This window comes from Chromobacterium sp. CV08 (assembly GCF_051129845.1).
Classification (GTDB): domain Bacteria; phylum Pseudomonadota; class Gammaproteobacteria; order Burkholderiales; family Chromobacteriaceae; genus Chromobacterium.
In genome coordinates this window covers 657470-672831 of the sequence record NZ_CP150453.1, presented here as the reverse complement: position 1 = coordinate 672831, position 15362 = coordinate 657470, and the positions used below count along the sequence as shown (strand labels likewise).

Annotated in this window: 12 protein-coding genes and 1 pseudogene; 7 read left to right on the top strand and 6 right to left on the bottom strand. The window is 64.5% G+C overall.

All coding sequences use genetic code 11. The features are described from left to right. Nucleotides 1-80: 80 nt before the first annotated feature. Nucleotides 81-1370, bottom strand: coding sequence for an adenylosuccinate synthase (locus WNM05_RS03255; RefSeq protein ID WP_434632516.1), 1290 nt, complete (start codon nucleotides 1368-1370; stop codon nucleotides 81-83). Between the two features lie 110 nt (nucleotides 1371-1480). Between WNM05_RS03255 and gcvA the strand changes: the two genes are divergently transcribed. From gcvA to WNM05_RS03225, 6 genes are all read left to right on the top strand, one after another. Beyond that, nucleotides 1481-2359 (top strand): transcriptional regulator GcvA, encoded by an 879-nt coding sequence (gene gcvA, locus WNM05_RS03250; RefSeq protein ID WP_434632514.1) that lies wholly within the window; start codon nucleotides 1481-1483, stop codon nucleotides 2357-2359. A gap of 152 nt (nucleotides 2360-2511) precedes the next feature. After that, nucleotides 2512-3294, top strand: coding sequence for a 3-hydroxybutyrate dehydrogenase (locus WNM05_RS03245; RefSeq protein WP_434632513.1), 783 nt, complete (start codon nucleotides 2512-2514; stop codon nucleotides 3292-3294). Nucleotides 3295-3303: 9 nt separating this feature from the next. Next, complete coding sequence (locus WNM05_RS03240; protein WP_434632512.1) at nucleotides 3304-4491, top strand: patatin-like phospholipase family protein; 1188 nt, start codon at nucleotides 3304-3306, stop codon at nucleotides 4489-4491. Between the two features lie 332 nt (nucleotides 4492-4823). Continuing rightward, nucleotides 4824-6929, top strand: a complete 2106-nt coding sequence (locus WNM05_RS03235) for a hypothetical protein (RefSeq protein WP_434632510.1) — start codon at nucleotides 4824-4826, stop codon at nucleotides 6927-6929. A gap of 36 nt (nucleotides 6930-6965) precedes the next feature. Next, the gene (locus WNM05_RS03230) at nucleotides 6966-8060 is read left to right on the top strand and encodes a ferritin-like domain-containing protein (RefSeq protein ID WP_434632508.1); all 1095 of its coding nucleotides are present in this window, start codon (nucleotides 6966-6968) and stop codon (nucleotides 8058-8060) included. 396 nt (nucleotides 8061-8456) lie between these two features. Further along, nucleotides 8457-10103: a Na/Pi cotransporter family protein gene (locus WNM05_RS03225; protein ID WP_434632507.1), complete on the top strand. Its 1647-nt coding sequence runs from the start codon at nucleotides 8457-8459 to the stop codon at nucleotides 10101-10103. 22 nt (nucleotides 10104-10125) lie between these two features. On the opposite strand, the gene WNM05_RS03220 is transcribed toward WNM05_RS03225, so the two are convergent. From WNM05_RS03220 to WNM05_RS03200, 5 genes and pseudogenes are all read right to left on the bottom strand, one after another. Continuing rightward, nucleotides 10126-10677: a VOC family protein gene (locus WNM05_RS03220; RefSeq protein ID WP_434632504.1), complete on the bottom strand. Its 552-nt coding sequence runs from the start codon at nucleotides 10675-10677 to the stop codon at nucleotides 10126-10128. A 71-nt stretch (nucleotides 10678-10748) separates the two neighbouring features. Beyond that, nucleotides 10749-11183: a DoxX family protein gene (locus WNM05_RS03215; RefSeq protein WP_434632501.1), complete on the bottom strand. Its 435-nt coding sequence runs from the start codon at nucleotides 11181-11183 to the stop codon at nucleotides 10749-10751. Nucleotides 11184-11536: 353 nt separating this feature from the next. Further along, nucleotides 11537-12400 carry an NAD(P)-dependent oxidoreductase gene (locus WNM05_RS03210; RefSeq protein WP_434632498.1) on the bottom strand — a complete coding sequence of 288 codons (864 nt, stop codon included), beginning with the start codon at nucleotides 12398-12400 and terminating at the stop codon, nucleotides 11537-11539. Nucleotides 12401-12576: 176 nt separating this feature from the next. Then, nucleotides 12577-13509: pseudogene (locus tag WNM05_RS03205) on the bottom strand (IS5 family transposase). 145 nt (nucleotides 13510-13654) lie between these two features. Beyond that, nucleotides 13655-14359, bottom strand: a complete 705-nt coding sequence (locus WNM05_RS03200) for a helix-turn-helix transcriptional regulator (protein ID WP_434632495.1) — start codon at nucleotides 14357-14359, stop codon at nucleotides 13655-13657. A gap of 86 nt (nucleotides 14360-14445) precedes the next feature. Between WNM05_RS03200 and WNM05_RS03195 the strand changes: the two genes are divergently transcribed. Then, nucleotides 14446-15360, top strand: a complete 915-nt coding sequence (locus WNM05_RS03195; protein WP_434632492.1) for a DMT family transporter — start codon at nucleotides 14446-14448, stop codon at nucleotides 15358-15360. The last annotated feature ends 2 nt before the right edge of the window (nucleotides 15361-15362 follow it).

Below are 15362 nucleotides of genomic sequence, written 5' to 3'. Positions count from 1 at the left end.
CTTATCGAGTTGAGGCCGGGCGGCATTCGGCCGCCTCGCGCCGCTTGGCCGCCCAGCCTACCGGAGCCGCGCCCGGCCGGCTAGCCGCCGCGCCACGGATCGTCGATGACGATGGCCTCGTCGCGTTCGGCGCCGGTGGAAATCAGCGTCACCGGCACGCCGGCCAGCTCCTCGACGCGCCGGACATAGGCGCGCGCCTCCGCCGGCAGCGCGTCCAGGCTGCGCGCGCCTCGGGTGCGCTGCCGCCAGCCGGGCAGCGTCTCGTACACAGGCTCGACCCGGCCGCGCTCGGCCAGCCCGGCCGGGTAGTCCCGCCGCAGCGCGCCGTCCAGGCGGTAAGCGGTGCAGATCTTCAATTCCTCTACGCCGTCCAGCACGTCCAGCTTGGTCAGCGCCAGGCTGTCGATGCCGCCGACCCGCACGCTCTGCCGCAGCAGCGCGGCGTCCAGCCAGCCGCAACGGCGCGCCCTGCCGGTATTGGTGCCGTACTCGCCGCCCTTCTCGCGCAGCAGTTCGCCGGCGGCGTCGCTCAGCTCGGTCGGGAACGGTCCGCCGCCGACCCGGGTCGCGTAGGCCTTGCACACGCCCAGCACATGGCCGCGCGCGGCGCTGCCCAGGCCGGAGCCGGCGGCGGCCTGCGCCGCGCCGGCGCCGGACGAGGTGACGAAGGGGTAGCTGCCGTGCTCGACATCCAGCAGCATCGCCTGCGCGCCCTCGAACAGGATGCGCCGCCCGGCCGAGTCGGCCTCGTCAAGCAGCTGCCACGCCGGCCGCAGATACGGCAGGATGCGGCGCGCCTGCTCCAGCAGCGCCGCCAGCACGGCCTCCGGCTCGAAAACCAGCCGCCCCAGCGCGGCCAGCACCGCGTTGTGGTAGCGCAGGGCCTCGTCCAGCCTGGCGGCCAGCATGTCGCGGTCGGCCAGGTCCGCCAGCCGGATCGCTCGCCGTCCGGCCCTGTCCTCGAACGCCGGTCCGATGCCGCGGCCGGTGGTGCCTATCGGCAGAGTCCTCGCCGCCTCCTGGGCGGCGTCCAGCGCGACGTGCGACGGCAGGATCAGCGTCGCGTTGTCGGCGATGGCCAGCTTGTCCGGCGTGATCTCCAGCCCCTCGGCGGCGATGCGGTCGATCTCGTCCAGCAGCGCGCGCGGATCCACCACCACGCCGTTGCCTATCACGCCCGGCTTGCCGCGCAGCAGGCCGCAGGGCAGCAAGGCCAGCTTCCAGGTCTTGCCGTCGACCACCAGCGTATGGCCGGCGTTGTGCCCGCCGTTGAAGCGCACCACGCAGTCCGCCGTCTCGGCCAGCAGATCGACGATCCGCCCCTTGCCCTCGTCGCCCCATTGCGCGCCTATCACAACCACCTTGTTCATGCTGCTCTCCCGAGTGAGGATTCATCTTGTTCCGACAACACCTTACGGAACTTGCCGGCAGGCTGACAAACGACTTATTCTGGCTTTTCATGTCAGGAAAACTCACACGAATGAAACGAGAGCTTCCGCCGTTGAACGCGCTGCGCGCCTTCGAGGCCGCCGCCGTCCGGCTCAGCTTCAGCGAGGCCGCCGAGGCGCTGCACGTCACACACGGCGCGGTCAGCCGCCAGATCCGCCTGCTGGAGGAATGGCTGGGCGCGCCGCTGTTCGAGCGCCATCACCGCCAGGTCAGGCTGATCGACGCCGGCCGCGGCTACCTCGCCGACATCCGCGCCGCGCTGGAGCGGATAGAGAGCGCCAGCGCCAGGCTGCGACAGGGTCCGCTGCCGCTGCGGGTGAACGCGCCGGCCACCTTCACGCTGCGCTGGCTGATCCCGCGGCTGTCGCGCTTCCAGCTGCGCCACCCGCAGATCGAGCTGCAGCTGACCACGTCCAGCGAGCCCGTCGCCCAGCTGGCCGACGGCTTCGAGGTGGCGATACGCGGCGGCCCCCAGGCGCTGCCCGGCTACATCGCCCACGAATTCCTGCAGGAGAGCCGGCTGCCGGTCTGCAGCCCGGAGCTGCTCGACCGGCTGCCTATCGCCAAGCCCGCCGACCTGGCCCGCCACACGCTGCTGCACACCGCCGGCAGCCCCGACTTCTGGCCGCAATGGCTGGCCGTCGCCGGCGCGCCCGAGCTGCAGCCGGCGGCCAGCCTGACGCTGGAACACTTCTATCTGACCTTGCAGGCGGCGCTGGACGGGCTGGGCGTGGCGCTGGGCCCCAGCCGGCTGATCGCCGACGATCTCGCCAGCGGCCGGCTGGTCCAGCCCTTCGCCGGCCCGAGACTGGAGGACTGGCGCTACTTCGCCTATGTGCCGGAGGCCAGGAACGGCCATCCGGCCGTCGCCGCCTTCTGCCGTTGGCTGGCCGAGGCCGATCGGACGTAGCCGGGCGGCCGGACTACAATACAACGTCATTGCAGCGGGAACTCCTCCCGCCTGCCGGCCTCGTACCGAATGCATCCGATAGACCGGCGGCGGCTCCGCGCCGTCCGTCGTCCGCCAGTTGTTCCCTTGATAGAAACGACAGGAGAAGCGCCATGCAATTGAATGGAAAAGTCGCCCTGATCACCGGCGCCGCCAGCGGCATCGGCAAGGAAATCGCCCGGGTCTACGCCGCCGCCGGCGCGGCGGTGGCCATCGCCGACATCAATCTCGACGCCGCGCGCAAGGCGGCCGACGAGATCGCCTCCGCCGGCGGCAAGGCCATAGGCGTGGCGATGGACGTCACCGACGAGGCCGCCGTCAACCAGGGCACCCAGCAAGTGGTCGACGCCTTCGGCCGTCTGGACATCCTGGTGTCCAACGCCGGCATCCAGATCGTCAACCCCATCGTCAACTACAGCTTCGCCGACTGGAAGAAGATGCAGGCCATCCATGTCGACGGCGCCTTCCTGACCACCAAGGCCGCGCTTCAGCACATGTACAAGGACAAGCGCGGCGGCGTGGTCATCTATATGGGCTCGGTCCACTCGCACGAGGCCTCGCCGCTGAAGTCGGCCTATGTCGCAGCCAAGCACGCGCTCTTGGGCCTGGCCCGCGTGCTGGCCAAGGAGGGCGCGCCGTACAATGTGCGCTCGCACGTGATCTGCCCCGGCTTCGTGCGCACGCCGCTGGTCGACAAGCAGATTCCGGAGCAGGCGAAGGAGTTGGGCATCAGCGAGGACGAAGTGGTCAAGCGCGTGATGCTGGGCAATACCGTGGACGGCGTGTTCACCACCGTCGACGACGTCGCCCAGACCGCGCTGTTTCTGGCCGCCTTCCCCAGCGCCGCGATGACCGGCCAGTCCTTCGTCGTCAGCCACGGCTGGTTCATGCAGTAAGGGGCGGGCATGGCATCGGACAAACTGAACTCGGCCTGCCATGCCGACGCCGGGCCCTACCACAGCCCGGCGCTGCCGCCCGACCACCGCTACCAGGTGGTGGCGCTGGTGCTGCAGGGCGGCGGCGCGCTCGGCGCCTACCAGGCCGGCGTCTACCAAGGCCTGGCGGAGACACGGCTGCACCCGAACTGGGTGGCCGGCATTTCGATAGGCGCGCTGAACGCCGCCGTCATCGCCGGCAACCCGCCGGACAAGCGCGTGGAGCGGCTGGAGCAGTTCTGGCAGACCATCAGCCGCCAGCCGCTGCTGCCGCCGACGCCGCACAATCTGCTGGACGACGCACAGACGCTGCCGCCGACGCTGCTGGGCTGGCTGAACGGCCTGGAGGCCTGGCGCGCGCTGATCGAGGGCCAGAACGGCTTCTTCGTGCCGCGCTATCCGCTGGCGTCCGGCGCCGCCAGCTTCTACGACACCTCGCCGCTGAAAAGCACGCTGGAGAGGCTGGTCGATTTCGACCGGCTGAACGACAGCGGCGAAATGCGGGTTTCGGTCGGCGCCGTCAACGTCAGAAGCGGCAATTTCGTCTACTTCGACAACACGCGCAAGCGGCTGCGCGCCGAACACTTCATGGCCTCCGGCGCGCTGCCGCCGGGTTTCCCGGCGGTGGAGATAGACGGCGAGCACTACTGGGACGGCGGCATGGTGTCCAACACGCCGCTGCAGCAGGTGCTGGCCGCCCGGCCGCGCAAGCACGCGCTGGTATTCCAGGTGGACCTGTGGAACGCCGGCGGCGCGATGCCGGAGGATCTGTCGCGCGTCGCGCTCAGGCAGAAGGACATCCAGTTCTCCAGCCGCACGCGGATGATCACCGACTATATGCGGGAAACGCAGCAGTTCCGCCTGCTGCTGCGCGAGGCGCTGGAACTGGTTCCGGAGGCGGCGCGCGATTCGCCGGCCTACCGCCGCGCCGCCGAGCAGGCCTGCGACCGGCTGTTCAATGTGGTGCACCTGATCTACCAGGACAAGCCCTGCGAGGGCCACTACAAGGACTACCAGTTCGGCGCCCGCACGATGCGCGAGCACTGGGCCGCCGGCCTGGCCGACATCCGCAGCAGCCTGTCCCACCCGGAGTGGCTGCGGATGCCGTCGCCCGACCGCCCCTTCGTCACCCACGACGTCCATCGCCGTCAGCCGTAGACTACCGGCGGCGGGCGCCGTCCCGCCGCCGCCCTTCCGGAACCTGCTCAAAGTCTTTTTGCGGACAGCTCGGCCGGCAGGCCATCGCGATCGACTCGGTGCTTTCCCTTAGCGCCTTGATTTTCCATTGCAATCGGGTATGCCCTCTGCCAGATTGAAAATCAAACAAAATGACGAACGACTGGCGGCGGGCAAGCCAACCCCGTTCCGGCCCATTCGCGATCCACTTCTCGTGCAGGTGTCACCCGACGCTCGATCCCAAGCATCACCGGCGGTTCCCGCAGTTCAACGTGCCTGTCCACACTGTTGCAAACTGATCAAGGAGCGGTTGCATGAGCTATCTTCAGTACCCCCGCCTGGCGTTTTCCGGCCTGTTCCAATCCGATGTCTCCACCGTCAACAACGATCCGCGCCACTTCGACAACGCCACTTTCGAATCGCATTTCCAGCAGCCCACCTATGCGCCGGAAAAAGTCGAGGTGCCCGGCAACAGCCAGGAGATCGAATGGAACGGCTGGTGGAATCCGTTCGGCACCGGCATCTTCAGCCTGAAAAACTGCGTCGTGCAATCGGCGCTCGGTCCGGATGGCCGGGAAATCACCCGCTACGACCAGGACGCCGCGATCGGCCTGACCGTCGGCAACGCCGGCGACCAGCCGTCGGGCAAGATGGTGGACCTGGACCCGGACTGGCAGCTGGCCTCCTGTATCTACGGGCAGATCATCACCTTGCAGGCCCCGAACGGACAAGTGCTGATGCGCGGCGCCTACGCGCCCAATCCCTTCCGCGACCTGTGGTTCAACCGCGTAGGCAACAGCAGCGGCGACAGGGCGGCCTCGGCGATCTGGCAGACCCAGCTGACCGGCGTCGAATGGAATCTGGACGGCGTGACCAGCCCGCTGCTGCAGGCGTTGAAGGCCATCTGCGAACAGCAGAACCATACGCTGTCGCTGCGGCTGACCACCTACGGCTATGACGACAGGCTGGGCGAAAGCTTCTTCTCCTACGGCCTCTTGCTCGGCGCCATCGGCCCGGCCTATCCGACCGAGCCGCAGTCCTTCGTGCTGGGCCGGCGCTTCATCCCGGCCGCCAGCCTGCTGCCGCCGCAGTCCTACCGGCAGGACTACATTCCCAATGTCGGCTGGTTCAGCGCCCAGCTGGTCGGCAACACCCTGTACGCCGACCTCAGCAACGCGCTGCCGCTGCGCTACCAGCCCGGCGCCACGCTGGAAACCTCCTACCTGGTCGACGTCACATGCGGCAGCGGCAGCGCCAATCCGCAGGCGCCGACGCAGGGCGACACCCAGCAATACTGGCAACAGCCGTTCATCATCGCCCAGCTGTTCCCGCCCGATCCGGCGAAAAAGCCCGTGCGCAGCCTGCCGGACAGCCCCTATCTGCAGCCGAACCAGTACCGCCCGCTGGCCACGATCGATATCTCCAACGCCAGCCTGCTGAGCCGCAGCGGCATCGCCGCGGTGCCGATCTCGGACGCGGTGATGCCGACGATCAACTCGCTGCCGCTGGCCCTGGTCACCGCAGCCAATGACAGCGGCGACGGCCTGGCGCTGCTGCTGTGCTGCGAGGGCGAGTACGGCTGGGAAGTGCGCGCCGATCAGTTCGCGCTGCGCCTGGACCCGAACGGCGGCTACCCGGATCCCAACGTCGACGCCAATACGCTGACGTCCGCCGTCTTCGTCGCGCAATACGGCGTGCCGCTGGCCAACAGCGAAGTGACGCTGAGCGAGACCTGGATCGGGCCGCAGGTGGACAGCGGCGACTGCCCGACCGACAACCCGCCGCAGACCACGCCGAAGGCCGCGCCGCCGACCACCAATCTGCCGCAGGAGCAGATACGCTTCACCCAGGATGCCGCCGGCACCGACGGCTACGGCCGGATCAACCTGACCATCACCGGCCCCAAGGCGCTGGGTTATCCTCGCGGCTATCTGGACGGCCAGCTGTTCAACTACAGCTACAACTTCTCCGAGAACTCGGTCCACGGCAAGCCGACGGTGCAGCAGACATTCGACCAGTACGCCATCGTCGTGCGCTCCAGCTACACGGCGCCGTCGCCGGTCAACTGGAGCGACGTCCAGCCGATACTGCAGCAGTACGCCAATCTATACCCGGTGATGAGCCAGGGCCTGTTCGACTTCTCGCAGCAGGAACAGGCCGACGCCAACGCCTTCATCCTGAAATTCGTGCTCGACAAACCCGACGACGATCCCGACCAGATGCCGGTCACCCGCGACCTGTCCAGCAGCAAGCGGCGCGCGCTGGTGAACTACTTCGACCAGGTGCTGCAACAGCAGGGGCGGCCGAAAAGCATGCTGGAGATGTTCGGCAAGCGCTGCCCGACCCGCGGCGGCGGCGCCAGGGGCGACGCGTTGCAGGGCGCCCACGCCGCGGACTTCGTCAAGGGCGGCAAGCGCTGAGGCGCGCCCTCCACTCCATTCGAGAAAGGCAAGAATATGCTGCGCATCAAGCAAAGCGTCATCGACCAGCTGAAGAGCAATCCCTGTAGCGCCGAATTGAAAAAGGCGCTGACCACCGCGGTCGAGCTGGAATTCTCCACCATCCCGCCGTATCTGACCGCGCTGTTCTCCATCATGCCCGGCAGCAACGGCGCGGCGGCGGCGCTGATCCAGTCGGTGGTGACCGAGGAAATGCTGCACATGACGCTGGCGGCCAATATCCTGATCGCCCTCGGCGGCAATCCCGACATCGTCGCCATCGGCAAATCGCTGAGCTATCCGGGACCGCTGCCGGCCAAGATAGACAACGACCTGCAGGTCACGCTGGCTGCGCTGTCCAGGCCGCAGCTGAAAAACGTGCTGATGGCCATCGAGCGCCCGGCCACCGGCGAAGGGGAGATACTGCCCGGCGAGACGGTGCCGGAACCGACGCCCGAAAAGCCCGGCGAGTTCGCCTCGATAGGCAAGTTCTACCAGGCGGTGCTGGCGGCGCTGGCCGTGGCCGCCGAGCTGGACCCGGAACTGTTCGCCCACCCGCGCCAGCAGCAGCAAGTCGATATCGGCAAATGGTTCCCGCCGGTCAGGACCGCGCCGGCCAACGGCTATATCGTCGATCTGAAAAGCGCCGCCCAGGCGATAGAAACCATCGTGCTGCAGGGCGAAGGCATAGACTTCGCCAAGCTCTCGCTGCCGACCGACGGCGACGGCAGCTACGCGCACTACTTCAAGTTCGGCGAGATCTACCACGGCCGCGCGCTGGTGCCCGACGTCGAGGCGGTGTCCGGCTGGTCCTACCGCGGCAAGCCGGTGCCGCTGGACGGCGAGCGCATCTACAACTTCCTGTCCAACGCGGCGGTCAGCGACTACATCCCCGGCACGCCGGCCTCTCTGGCGGCGCAGCGCTTCTACGACGCCTACCTCTTGCTGCTGAACAGCCTGAACAAGGTGTTCAACGGCCAGCCGGCGATGCTGGACAAGGCATTGGGCCTGATGTACCAGCTGAAGCTGCAAGCGCAGCAGGTGGCACAATGCAGCGTCGGCGGCAACGCCTCCAATCTGGTCGCGGCGCCGCCGTTCATGCTCAGCCATTGATCCGGCCGCATCGATAAAGCCGAATAGGAAGGGGCCGCCGGCCCCTTCGTTTTATCCGGAATCAAACCGGCACTGGAATGGCTGACAAAAATCCGTTTCCCGCCTGAGCCAAGGCGCGCCGGCTCAGGCCGTACTTGAGTACGCCAAGTCGGCGCAACGCCGCGTCAGGAATTTTATTAGCGGTCCTTATTCGACGCCGGCCCGGAATAAGAAAGATATTGGCGCCGCCGGCCGATCTGAAACCGTAAATTCCAGCAAAAAGCCCGGTTCTGAAAGTTTGCGCTTTTCAGCTTATGATACAAAAACGATGCCGGCATTCTTGGGCCGCCCGAAAAATAAGGTCCGCCGCCGGAAAAGGCTCTGAAAGGCTTTGATTAAACAAAGAGGCCAGGCCATATGGCAACTCAGATACTAATCGATCTGTTTGGCGAGGTTGCCCTGTTGATGTGGGGCATCCACATGGTGCATACCGGCATCTTGCGCGTATTCGGCAGCCAGCTTCGCCTGTTTCTCGGCAGAAGCCTGCGCAATCCGCTTCGGGCCTTCCTGTCCGGCCTCGGCATTACCACGCTATTGCAAAGCAGCACCGCCACCGCGCTGATGCTGGGCGCCTTCGCCGCCGGCGGCATCGTCGACCTGGCCCCGTCATTGGCCGTCATGCTGGGCGCCAATGTCGGCACGACGCTGATCGTGCAGGCCTTGTCGTTCAATATCACCCTGGTCTTTCCGCTATTGATCCTGGTCGGCGTCACCGCCTTCCGACGCAGCGCGCGCGCCCGCACCCGCGATCTGGGACGGGTCGGCATCGGCCTGGGCCTGATGCTGCTGGCCCTGCACCTGATACTGGAAACGGTCCAGCCCATCGAGGCCTCGCGCACGCTGAGAACGCTGCTGGGGGACATCACCAGCGATCCGGCGCTGAACCTGCTGATCGCCGCGCTGTTCTCGCTGGCCGCCCACTCCAGCGTGGCGTCGATGCTGTTCATCATGTCGCTGGCCGGCGCCGGCGTGCTGTCGCCGACCATCACCGTCGCCATGGTGCTCGGCGCCAATCTCGGCAGCGCGATCAATCCGGTGCTGGAGGGCAATCGCGACGATCCGGCCCAGCTGCGCATGCCGATAGGCAATCTGCTGAACCGGCTGGCCGGATGCGCGCTGGCGCTGCCCTTCCTCGGCGACATCCAGCGCGCGATCCTCAGCGTCGACCCCGATCCGGGCCGCCTGGCGGCGCATTTTCACCTGCTGTTCAATCTGGCGATGTCGGTGCTGTTCATCGGCCTGCTGCCGGCGCTGTCCAGGCAGCTGGTCAAATGGCTGCCGGCCCACACCGCCCAGGACGAGCCGTCCCGTCCGATGTACCTGGATCCGGCCATGCTGGGCAGGCCGACGCTGGCGCTGACCAACGCGGCGCGCGAGGTGCTGCGCATGGCCGACATGCTGACGCTGATGCTGCGCAACTCGCAGGCGGTCTTCCGCGAGGAGGACCGCAATATGGTGGGCCAGGTGCGCGCGATGGACAATCAGCTGAGCCAGCTGCACGGCGCCGTCCAGCGCTATCTGGCGGCGCTCAGCCCCTATTCGCTGGACCAGGAGAAATTGCACCGGGTCGGTGAGCTCCTCCATTTCGCCGGCGTGCTGCAGCATATCAGCGAAATGGTCGACCGCAATCTGATGGCCAGCGCCAACCGGCTGCTGAAACAGCAGCTGACGCTGTCGGAAGACGAGCTCTCCGACATCGAGGAAGGGCTGGGCCGCCTGCTGGGCCACCTGCACCTGGCGGTCACCATCCTGATGTTCGGCGACGCGAGCTCGGCGCATCAGTTGCTGAGAGAAAAGGCCGGCATGCGCGAGATGGAGATGAACGCCGCCGAGCGCCAGTTCAAGCAGATCCGGGCGGGCCATACCGGCGACCTGGAAGCCAGCAATCTCTACCTCGAGACATTGCGCGTGCTCAAGCGGATAGATTCCTATCTGACCGGCACCGCCTACCCGCTGCTGGAACAGCGCGGGGAGTTGCCGGCCGATCGGCTGGCGCCGTCGTAAAGCCGTTCGCGCGTCGCGCGCCTCATTCAATCGCGTCCGCGAAGCCGCGTTCGTACAGAAAGTCGGCATGCCGGGGCGGGCATCGGGTCCGGGCCCACTCGTCCAGCATCTCCCATTTGACGGCGTCCAGCCGCTCGAGGATTGCCTCCTCGTGCGGATCAGGACAGGTCAACTCCAGTCGATGGCCGCTCGGATCGAAAAAGTAGATCGAGTGGAACATCCGGTGGTCTACCACGCCCAGCACATCGACGCCGTTGGCCTGCAGATGCGCCTTGCACGCCAGCAGCACGGCGCGGTCCCGGACCCTGAAGGCGATATGTTGCACCCAGTCCGGCGTATTCGGATCCGGCACCCGTTCCGCTCGGGCCGGCAACTCGAAAAAGGCCAGCATATTGCCGTCGCCGGCGTCGAGAAAGACATGGATGTACGGATCGCTCTCCCCGGTAGACGGCACCGCATCCCCCGCCACCGCCAGCACGAAATCCATGTTCAGCATCCGCCGGTACCACAGCACGGTCTCCCTGGCGTCGCGGCATCGGTAGGCCACGTGGTGGATATGATCGATTTTCATCATGCCGTCCCTCCGGAAGGCTAACGGAACCGCTCGGCTGAGGCCGCGCGGAAGCCGGCGCCGAAGCGCGCGTTTCACATCGGCCGCTCTCCGGCGTCGACGGAACGGCTCGCCTGCGCCGCGGAACTGGACGCGACGAACCACAACGCGCCGATCAGCGCGAGATTCTTCAGGAAATGATTCAGCTGATTGCTGAACTCGGCCGGAGATTCCGCCGACCAGAAGGCGTGGAACATCACGGTGGCGGGAATCAGGAACAAGGCGAGCAGGCGCGCGGCCCATGACACTCGCCAGCCGTATGCCAGCGCGCTGCCGCACCCGATCTCGAGACAGATCGCCGCGACGGTCAGCAGTGACGCGAAAGGCAGACCCATCGCGGCCAGCCTGCCTGCGACGCCGGCGAAATTGGCCAGCTTGAGCAGGCCGGCGACCAGGAACAGCAGCGCCAGCAAGGCGCGCCCGGCGACGAGGCCGACAGATGATTGCTGAGAAGCTTGGGAAATGTGCATTGCTCACCTCGGCGATTGCGGGCTCCAAGAGCCTGTTCAAGGTCTTTTCGCGACAGCAGATGGCCAACAGCATAGCATCCGGATGAAATGATTTAAACAGTTTAAATGAAATTATTCTGGCCAGAATGAAAGCCCCCGCGCGGCGGGATGCGATGCAGGGCCGGCACGCATCGACGGCCTGCCGGGAGCGTCGCCCGGCGACCTCGTGCGGCAGTCAGCGGCTCAAGCGGCCCGCTGAAGCAGAAGATCGAACTGCGCGACGCCAGCCGGCTCGATCATGTGGACGAAGAGGCCGGCGATGACGACAAGCGGGCGTCGCCGCCGTGCCCTCAGCCCCGGCGGCTTTTTCACGCTCAGACCAGGAAGGACGCCGCCATGTCCTTGTCGCCGTGGCCGGCTTCCATCGCGCGCTGGAAGCGCCGCAGGCCCGCCGCCGCACAATCGAGCGCCACCCCAGCCTCGGCCGCCGCCGCCAGGATCAGCTCCGCATCCTTGGCCGCGTTGTCCACGGTAAAACTGACCGTGTAGTCGCCGGCCAGCATCGCCTTGCCCTTGGCCTGCAGATAGAGGCTGTCCAGCGGGCCGCCGGCCACCGCGTCCAGCACCAGCGCCGGATCCAGGCCCAAGCCGCGCGCCAGCGCCAGGCTTTCCGCCGCGCCGTGGGTCAAGGCCAGCGCCCAACTGTTCAAAGCCAGCTTCAGCCGGCTGGCGTCGCCCGGCTGCTCCGATACCCAGATGGTGCGACGGCCGATCGCGTCGAATACCGCTTGCGCCTGCCCGCGACACGACTGCGGCCCGGATGCCAGCATCAGCAACTGGCCGGCCTCGGCCGGCTGGCGCGTACCCAACAGCGGCGAGTCGTAGAAAACCAGCCCGCGCTGGCTTGCCCAAGCGCTGAGCTCGGCCGTCGCTTGCAGGCCGACGGTAGCCAATTGCAACCATACTTGGCCGGGCACGAGACCGACTTCAGCCTGGCGCATGACATCCGCCACAGCGGCGCCGTCTTTGCCTATGGTGATGATCAAGCTGGCTCCGCGCACGGCGTCTTCAACGCAGACGTCCGCCTTCACGCCATCGGCGACCAGCGCCTGCGCTTTGGCTGGCGTGCGGTTCCAGGCGTGCACGTCGAAACCTTTTCGGGCGAGGTTGCGGGCGACGGCGGCGCCAATGATGCCGGTGCCAAGCACGGCGATATGGGAGATGGGTTTCTCTGTCATGCGGACTCTCCAGTCGACTTGGGATTTGGATTGGTACTGCGGCCAGCTGATGCTTCTGATCACATGCGGACTCAGCGCCCGGTCTGCAATGCCCACAGCTTGGCATACTGGCCATTCAAATGGACGCTGTTGCATAAATCCTAGGCAGTGCGAGCTTCCCCTTTCCCCAAACGGATTTACGCCACCGCCACCGTGCATGGACGGGCCGGCATGCTGAAGCGGTTCAAGATGGTGGCACGCACTTGCAGTTCTGCCACTTGACCATCGAAACGCCGGGCCGTCACCCTTTCCCCCAACCGTTTGAGGCAATACATCTTGGTTTCCACCAGACTGCGGCGATGGTAGTCGCTCCAGCGTTTCCAGATCGCCATACCTAATCGTTTGGTGGCCCGCAGAATCTCGTTTCGCGCCAGTACGCCCAGTGAAATGCCTTGCCATGGCCTCGCGTTCTTGCGCGTTGGAATGCACCCGATTGCGCCCCGCGCGGCAATCGCCTCATGACACGTCTGAGTATCGAAAGCTCCGTCGCCACTCACGCAGGCTATTGGCTCATCGGTGGGGATTTGCGCCAAGAGCGGAGGCAGCATTTGCGCATCGCCCTGACGATTGTCCGTGACTTCAATGGCGCGGATTTGCAGGGTTTCCGCATCGATGCCCAGATGCAGCTTGCGCCATTGCCGGCGATATTCCGCGCCGCGCTTCTTGGTTTTCCACTCACCTTCGCCCAGCATCTTGATGCCTGTGCTATCCACCAGCAGATACAGCGCGCCGGAGCTTTTCTGGTAGGGAATCTGGACCTGCAGCGTCTGCTGCCGCCTGGATAATGTGCTGTAGTCGGGGACTCGCCAGTCCAGGCCCGCCAGCTTGAACAGGCTTTGAATGAAACCGATGGTCTGCCTCAATGGCAGTCCAAATAGGTTCTTGATGGTCAAACAGAATGGAATGGCGGGGTCGCTATAGGTCTGCGTCCGTCCACGCTTGCCTCGCGGGGTCGCCTGTCATGACATACTCGTGTCCAGCCAGACGGATAGAGAGCCACGCTGGATCAGAGCTGGGTTGTAGGCCTTCCAGTTGGTGGTTCGGTAGCGTTTCGGAGTGGGCTTGGTCATGCCGCTATCTTACCAAGCCGCTGCGTTGGCGGATTTGTGCAACAAAGCCTCTGATGCCCGGACGGTCTGCCGATGGTGATCAGCAGTAAAGCCATCGCTCTTGATGACGTTGCACGACGTCATCGCACAGAGGCCCTGCCAGACATCAGGACGATGTGATTTTACCTTCAGCAGGCTCGCATAGGCTTTTCGAGCTCTCATCCCTCCGTAAACGATATACGCATCGATTGGCCCCGTGTTGCAGATACTCCTCGCGGCTGACTTCGGCCCAGCCACGCATCAGCGTCTGGAACTGAGCCAGCTCCGAAGCGCAGAAACCCTGGCATGTGGACGCGGCGGCGCAGATCGGGCAGTGGTCCTCGATCAACAGCAAGTCGTCGCCATCGTGCTCCACCCGAGCCATGTATCCCTCCTCGGTGCGCAAATCGGCAAGACGCGTCACCCGATCGATCAGCTTGGTGCAGGACGAGAGCTGTGCACGGTACTCATCCAACTGTTTCGCGCTACGACTCTCCACGATGCGTTGTACGCCGGCCTCGCCGAAGACCTGAGTAATCATCTGGATGAGCTGTACCGTGAGTTGTGCGTGTGTATCGGGGAAGCGGGCGTGACCCGCTTGCGTTAAACGCCATAACTGTTTGGGTCGGCCAACGCCTGTGCTCGATCGCTCGCCTTCAACGATCCCCTGCTCGACCAGCCTGGTCAAGTGCTGGCGTACCGCTTCGGAAGATACGCCCAGCACTTGCGCCAATGCGCTGGTGCTGCTGGCGCCATGCGTCTTGATGTGCATCAGCAGCTGGTCGATCGCACGAGGAGGCGAATTATCAAAGTTTTTTCTTGCGTAACTCATGGGACCTCGATAATATTGCAAGTATATTCTTGCATTATACATCATGAACCATACGTGGCTCAAAGGCATTTCAGAAAGGCGAAGCTATGCATAGCAAGAGATCTACACTTGACTACTTACTGTTGCTGGGTGTCGGAATGGTTTGGGGCGGACAGTTCCTGTTCAATGCCAAAGCCGTCGAATACTTCCCCCCCATCACGGTGGCGGCTGGACGCGTATTGATTGGCGCGCTGACCCTGTCCCTCCTGTCTCTCTTCATCCCGGAAAAAACGCCAGAGCCCTCCCAACGTTCCACTATTTCAATCGGTTTGTTGTTCGCAGGGGTTGCGGTGTTGGAAGCTGTGCTACCGCTGTTTCTGATCGTATGGGGTCAGCAACATGTCGATAGCAGCGTGACTGCCGTATTGATTGGCAGCGTGCCCATTCTTACCCTGATTTTTTCTGCATTCTTGAGTAAGAATAGTAAGTTCAGCATAAATTCCGCCATGAGCGTAGTGCTTGGATTTATTGGAATAGTCATCTTGGTCAATCCCAATACCAGTGGCTTGAATGCTGATACTCTAATTTACGAAATTGCCATTTTTGCTGGAGCAGTTAGTTTTGCACTCAGTTTGATTCTATTCGAAAAATTACCGCATGGCACTCCGATCCGCACTGCAAGAATCATCCTGTCAGTTGCATCCGTTCCGTTGTTGGTTGCCTCTCTGTTGCTGGATAAACCTTGGACTTTGAATTGGGCAATCGGAGGCATCGTCGCTCTCATGGTATTGGGCATAGCAGGATCAGCCCTCGCTTATCTTCTATATGCAACGCTGGTTCAGCGTACCGGTCCAGTATTTACCTCGATTTCCAATTTCATCGTACCGATGGTCGGCGTGATATTGGGTGTTCTGGTGCGCGGCGAGCAATTTGGTACTAAAGAGTGGTTGGCACTGGCATGTATTATTGCAGCACTGGCGGTCAACGAAATTAAAACACTCATCAAACCCAAACTGGTTTAAGG

What these genes read in the sequence shown, in the direction of transcription:
- WNM05_RS03255 (WP_434632516.1), bottom strand. Translation starts at nt 1,370, where the DNA reads ATGAACAAGGTGGTTGTGATAGGCGCGCAATGGGGCGACGAGGGCAAG.
- gcvA (WP_434632514.1), top strand. Translation starts at nt 1,481, where the DNA reads ATGAAACGAGAGCTTCCGCCGTTGAACGCGCTGCGCGCCTTCGAGGCC.
- WNM05_RS03245 (WP_434632513.1), top strand. Translation starts at nt 2,512, where the DNA reads ATGCAATTGAATGGAAAAGTCGCCCTGATCACCGGCGCCGCCAGCGGC.
- WNM05_RS03240 (WP_434632512.1), top strand. Translation starts at nt 3,304, where the DNA reads ATGGCATCGGACAAACTGAACTCGGCCTGCCATGCCGACGCCGGGCCC.
- WNM05_RS03235 (WP_434632510.1), top strand. Translation starts at nt 4,824, where the DNA reads ATGAGCTATCTTCAGTACCCCCGCCTGGCGTTTTCCGGCCTGTTCCAA.
- WNM05_RS03230 (WP_434632508.1), top strand. Translation starts at nt 6,966, where the DNA reads ATGCTGCGCATCAAGCAAAGCGTCATCGACCAGCTGAAGAGCAATCCC.
- WNM05_RS03225 (WP_434632507.1), top strand. Translation starts at nt 8,457, where the DNA reads ATGGCAACTCAGATACTAATCGATCTGTTTGGCGAGGTTGCCCTGTTG.
- WNM05_RS03220 (WP_434632504.1), bottom strand. Translation starts at nt 10,677, where the DNA reads ATGATGAAAATCGATCATATCCACCACGTGGCCTACCGATGCCGCGAC.
- WNM05_RS03215 (WP_434632501.1), bottom strand. Translation starts at nt 11,183, where the DNA reads ATGCACATTTCCCAAGCTTCTCAGCAATCATCTGTCGGCCTCGTCGCC.
- WNM05_RS03210 (WP_434632498.1), bottom strand. Translation starts at nt 12,400, where the DNA reads ATGACAGAGAAACCCATCTCCCATATCGCCGTGCTTGGCACCGGCATC.
- WNM05_RS03200 (WP_434632495.1), bottom strand. Translation starts at nt 14,359, where the DNA reads ATGAGTTACGCAAGAAAAAACTTTGATAATTCGCCTCCTCGTGCGATC.
- WNM05_RS03195 (WP_434632492.1), top strand. Translation starts at nt 14,446, where the DNA reads ATGCATAGCAAGAGATCTACACTTGACTACTTACTGTTGCTGGGTGTC.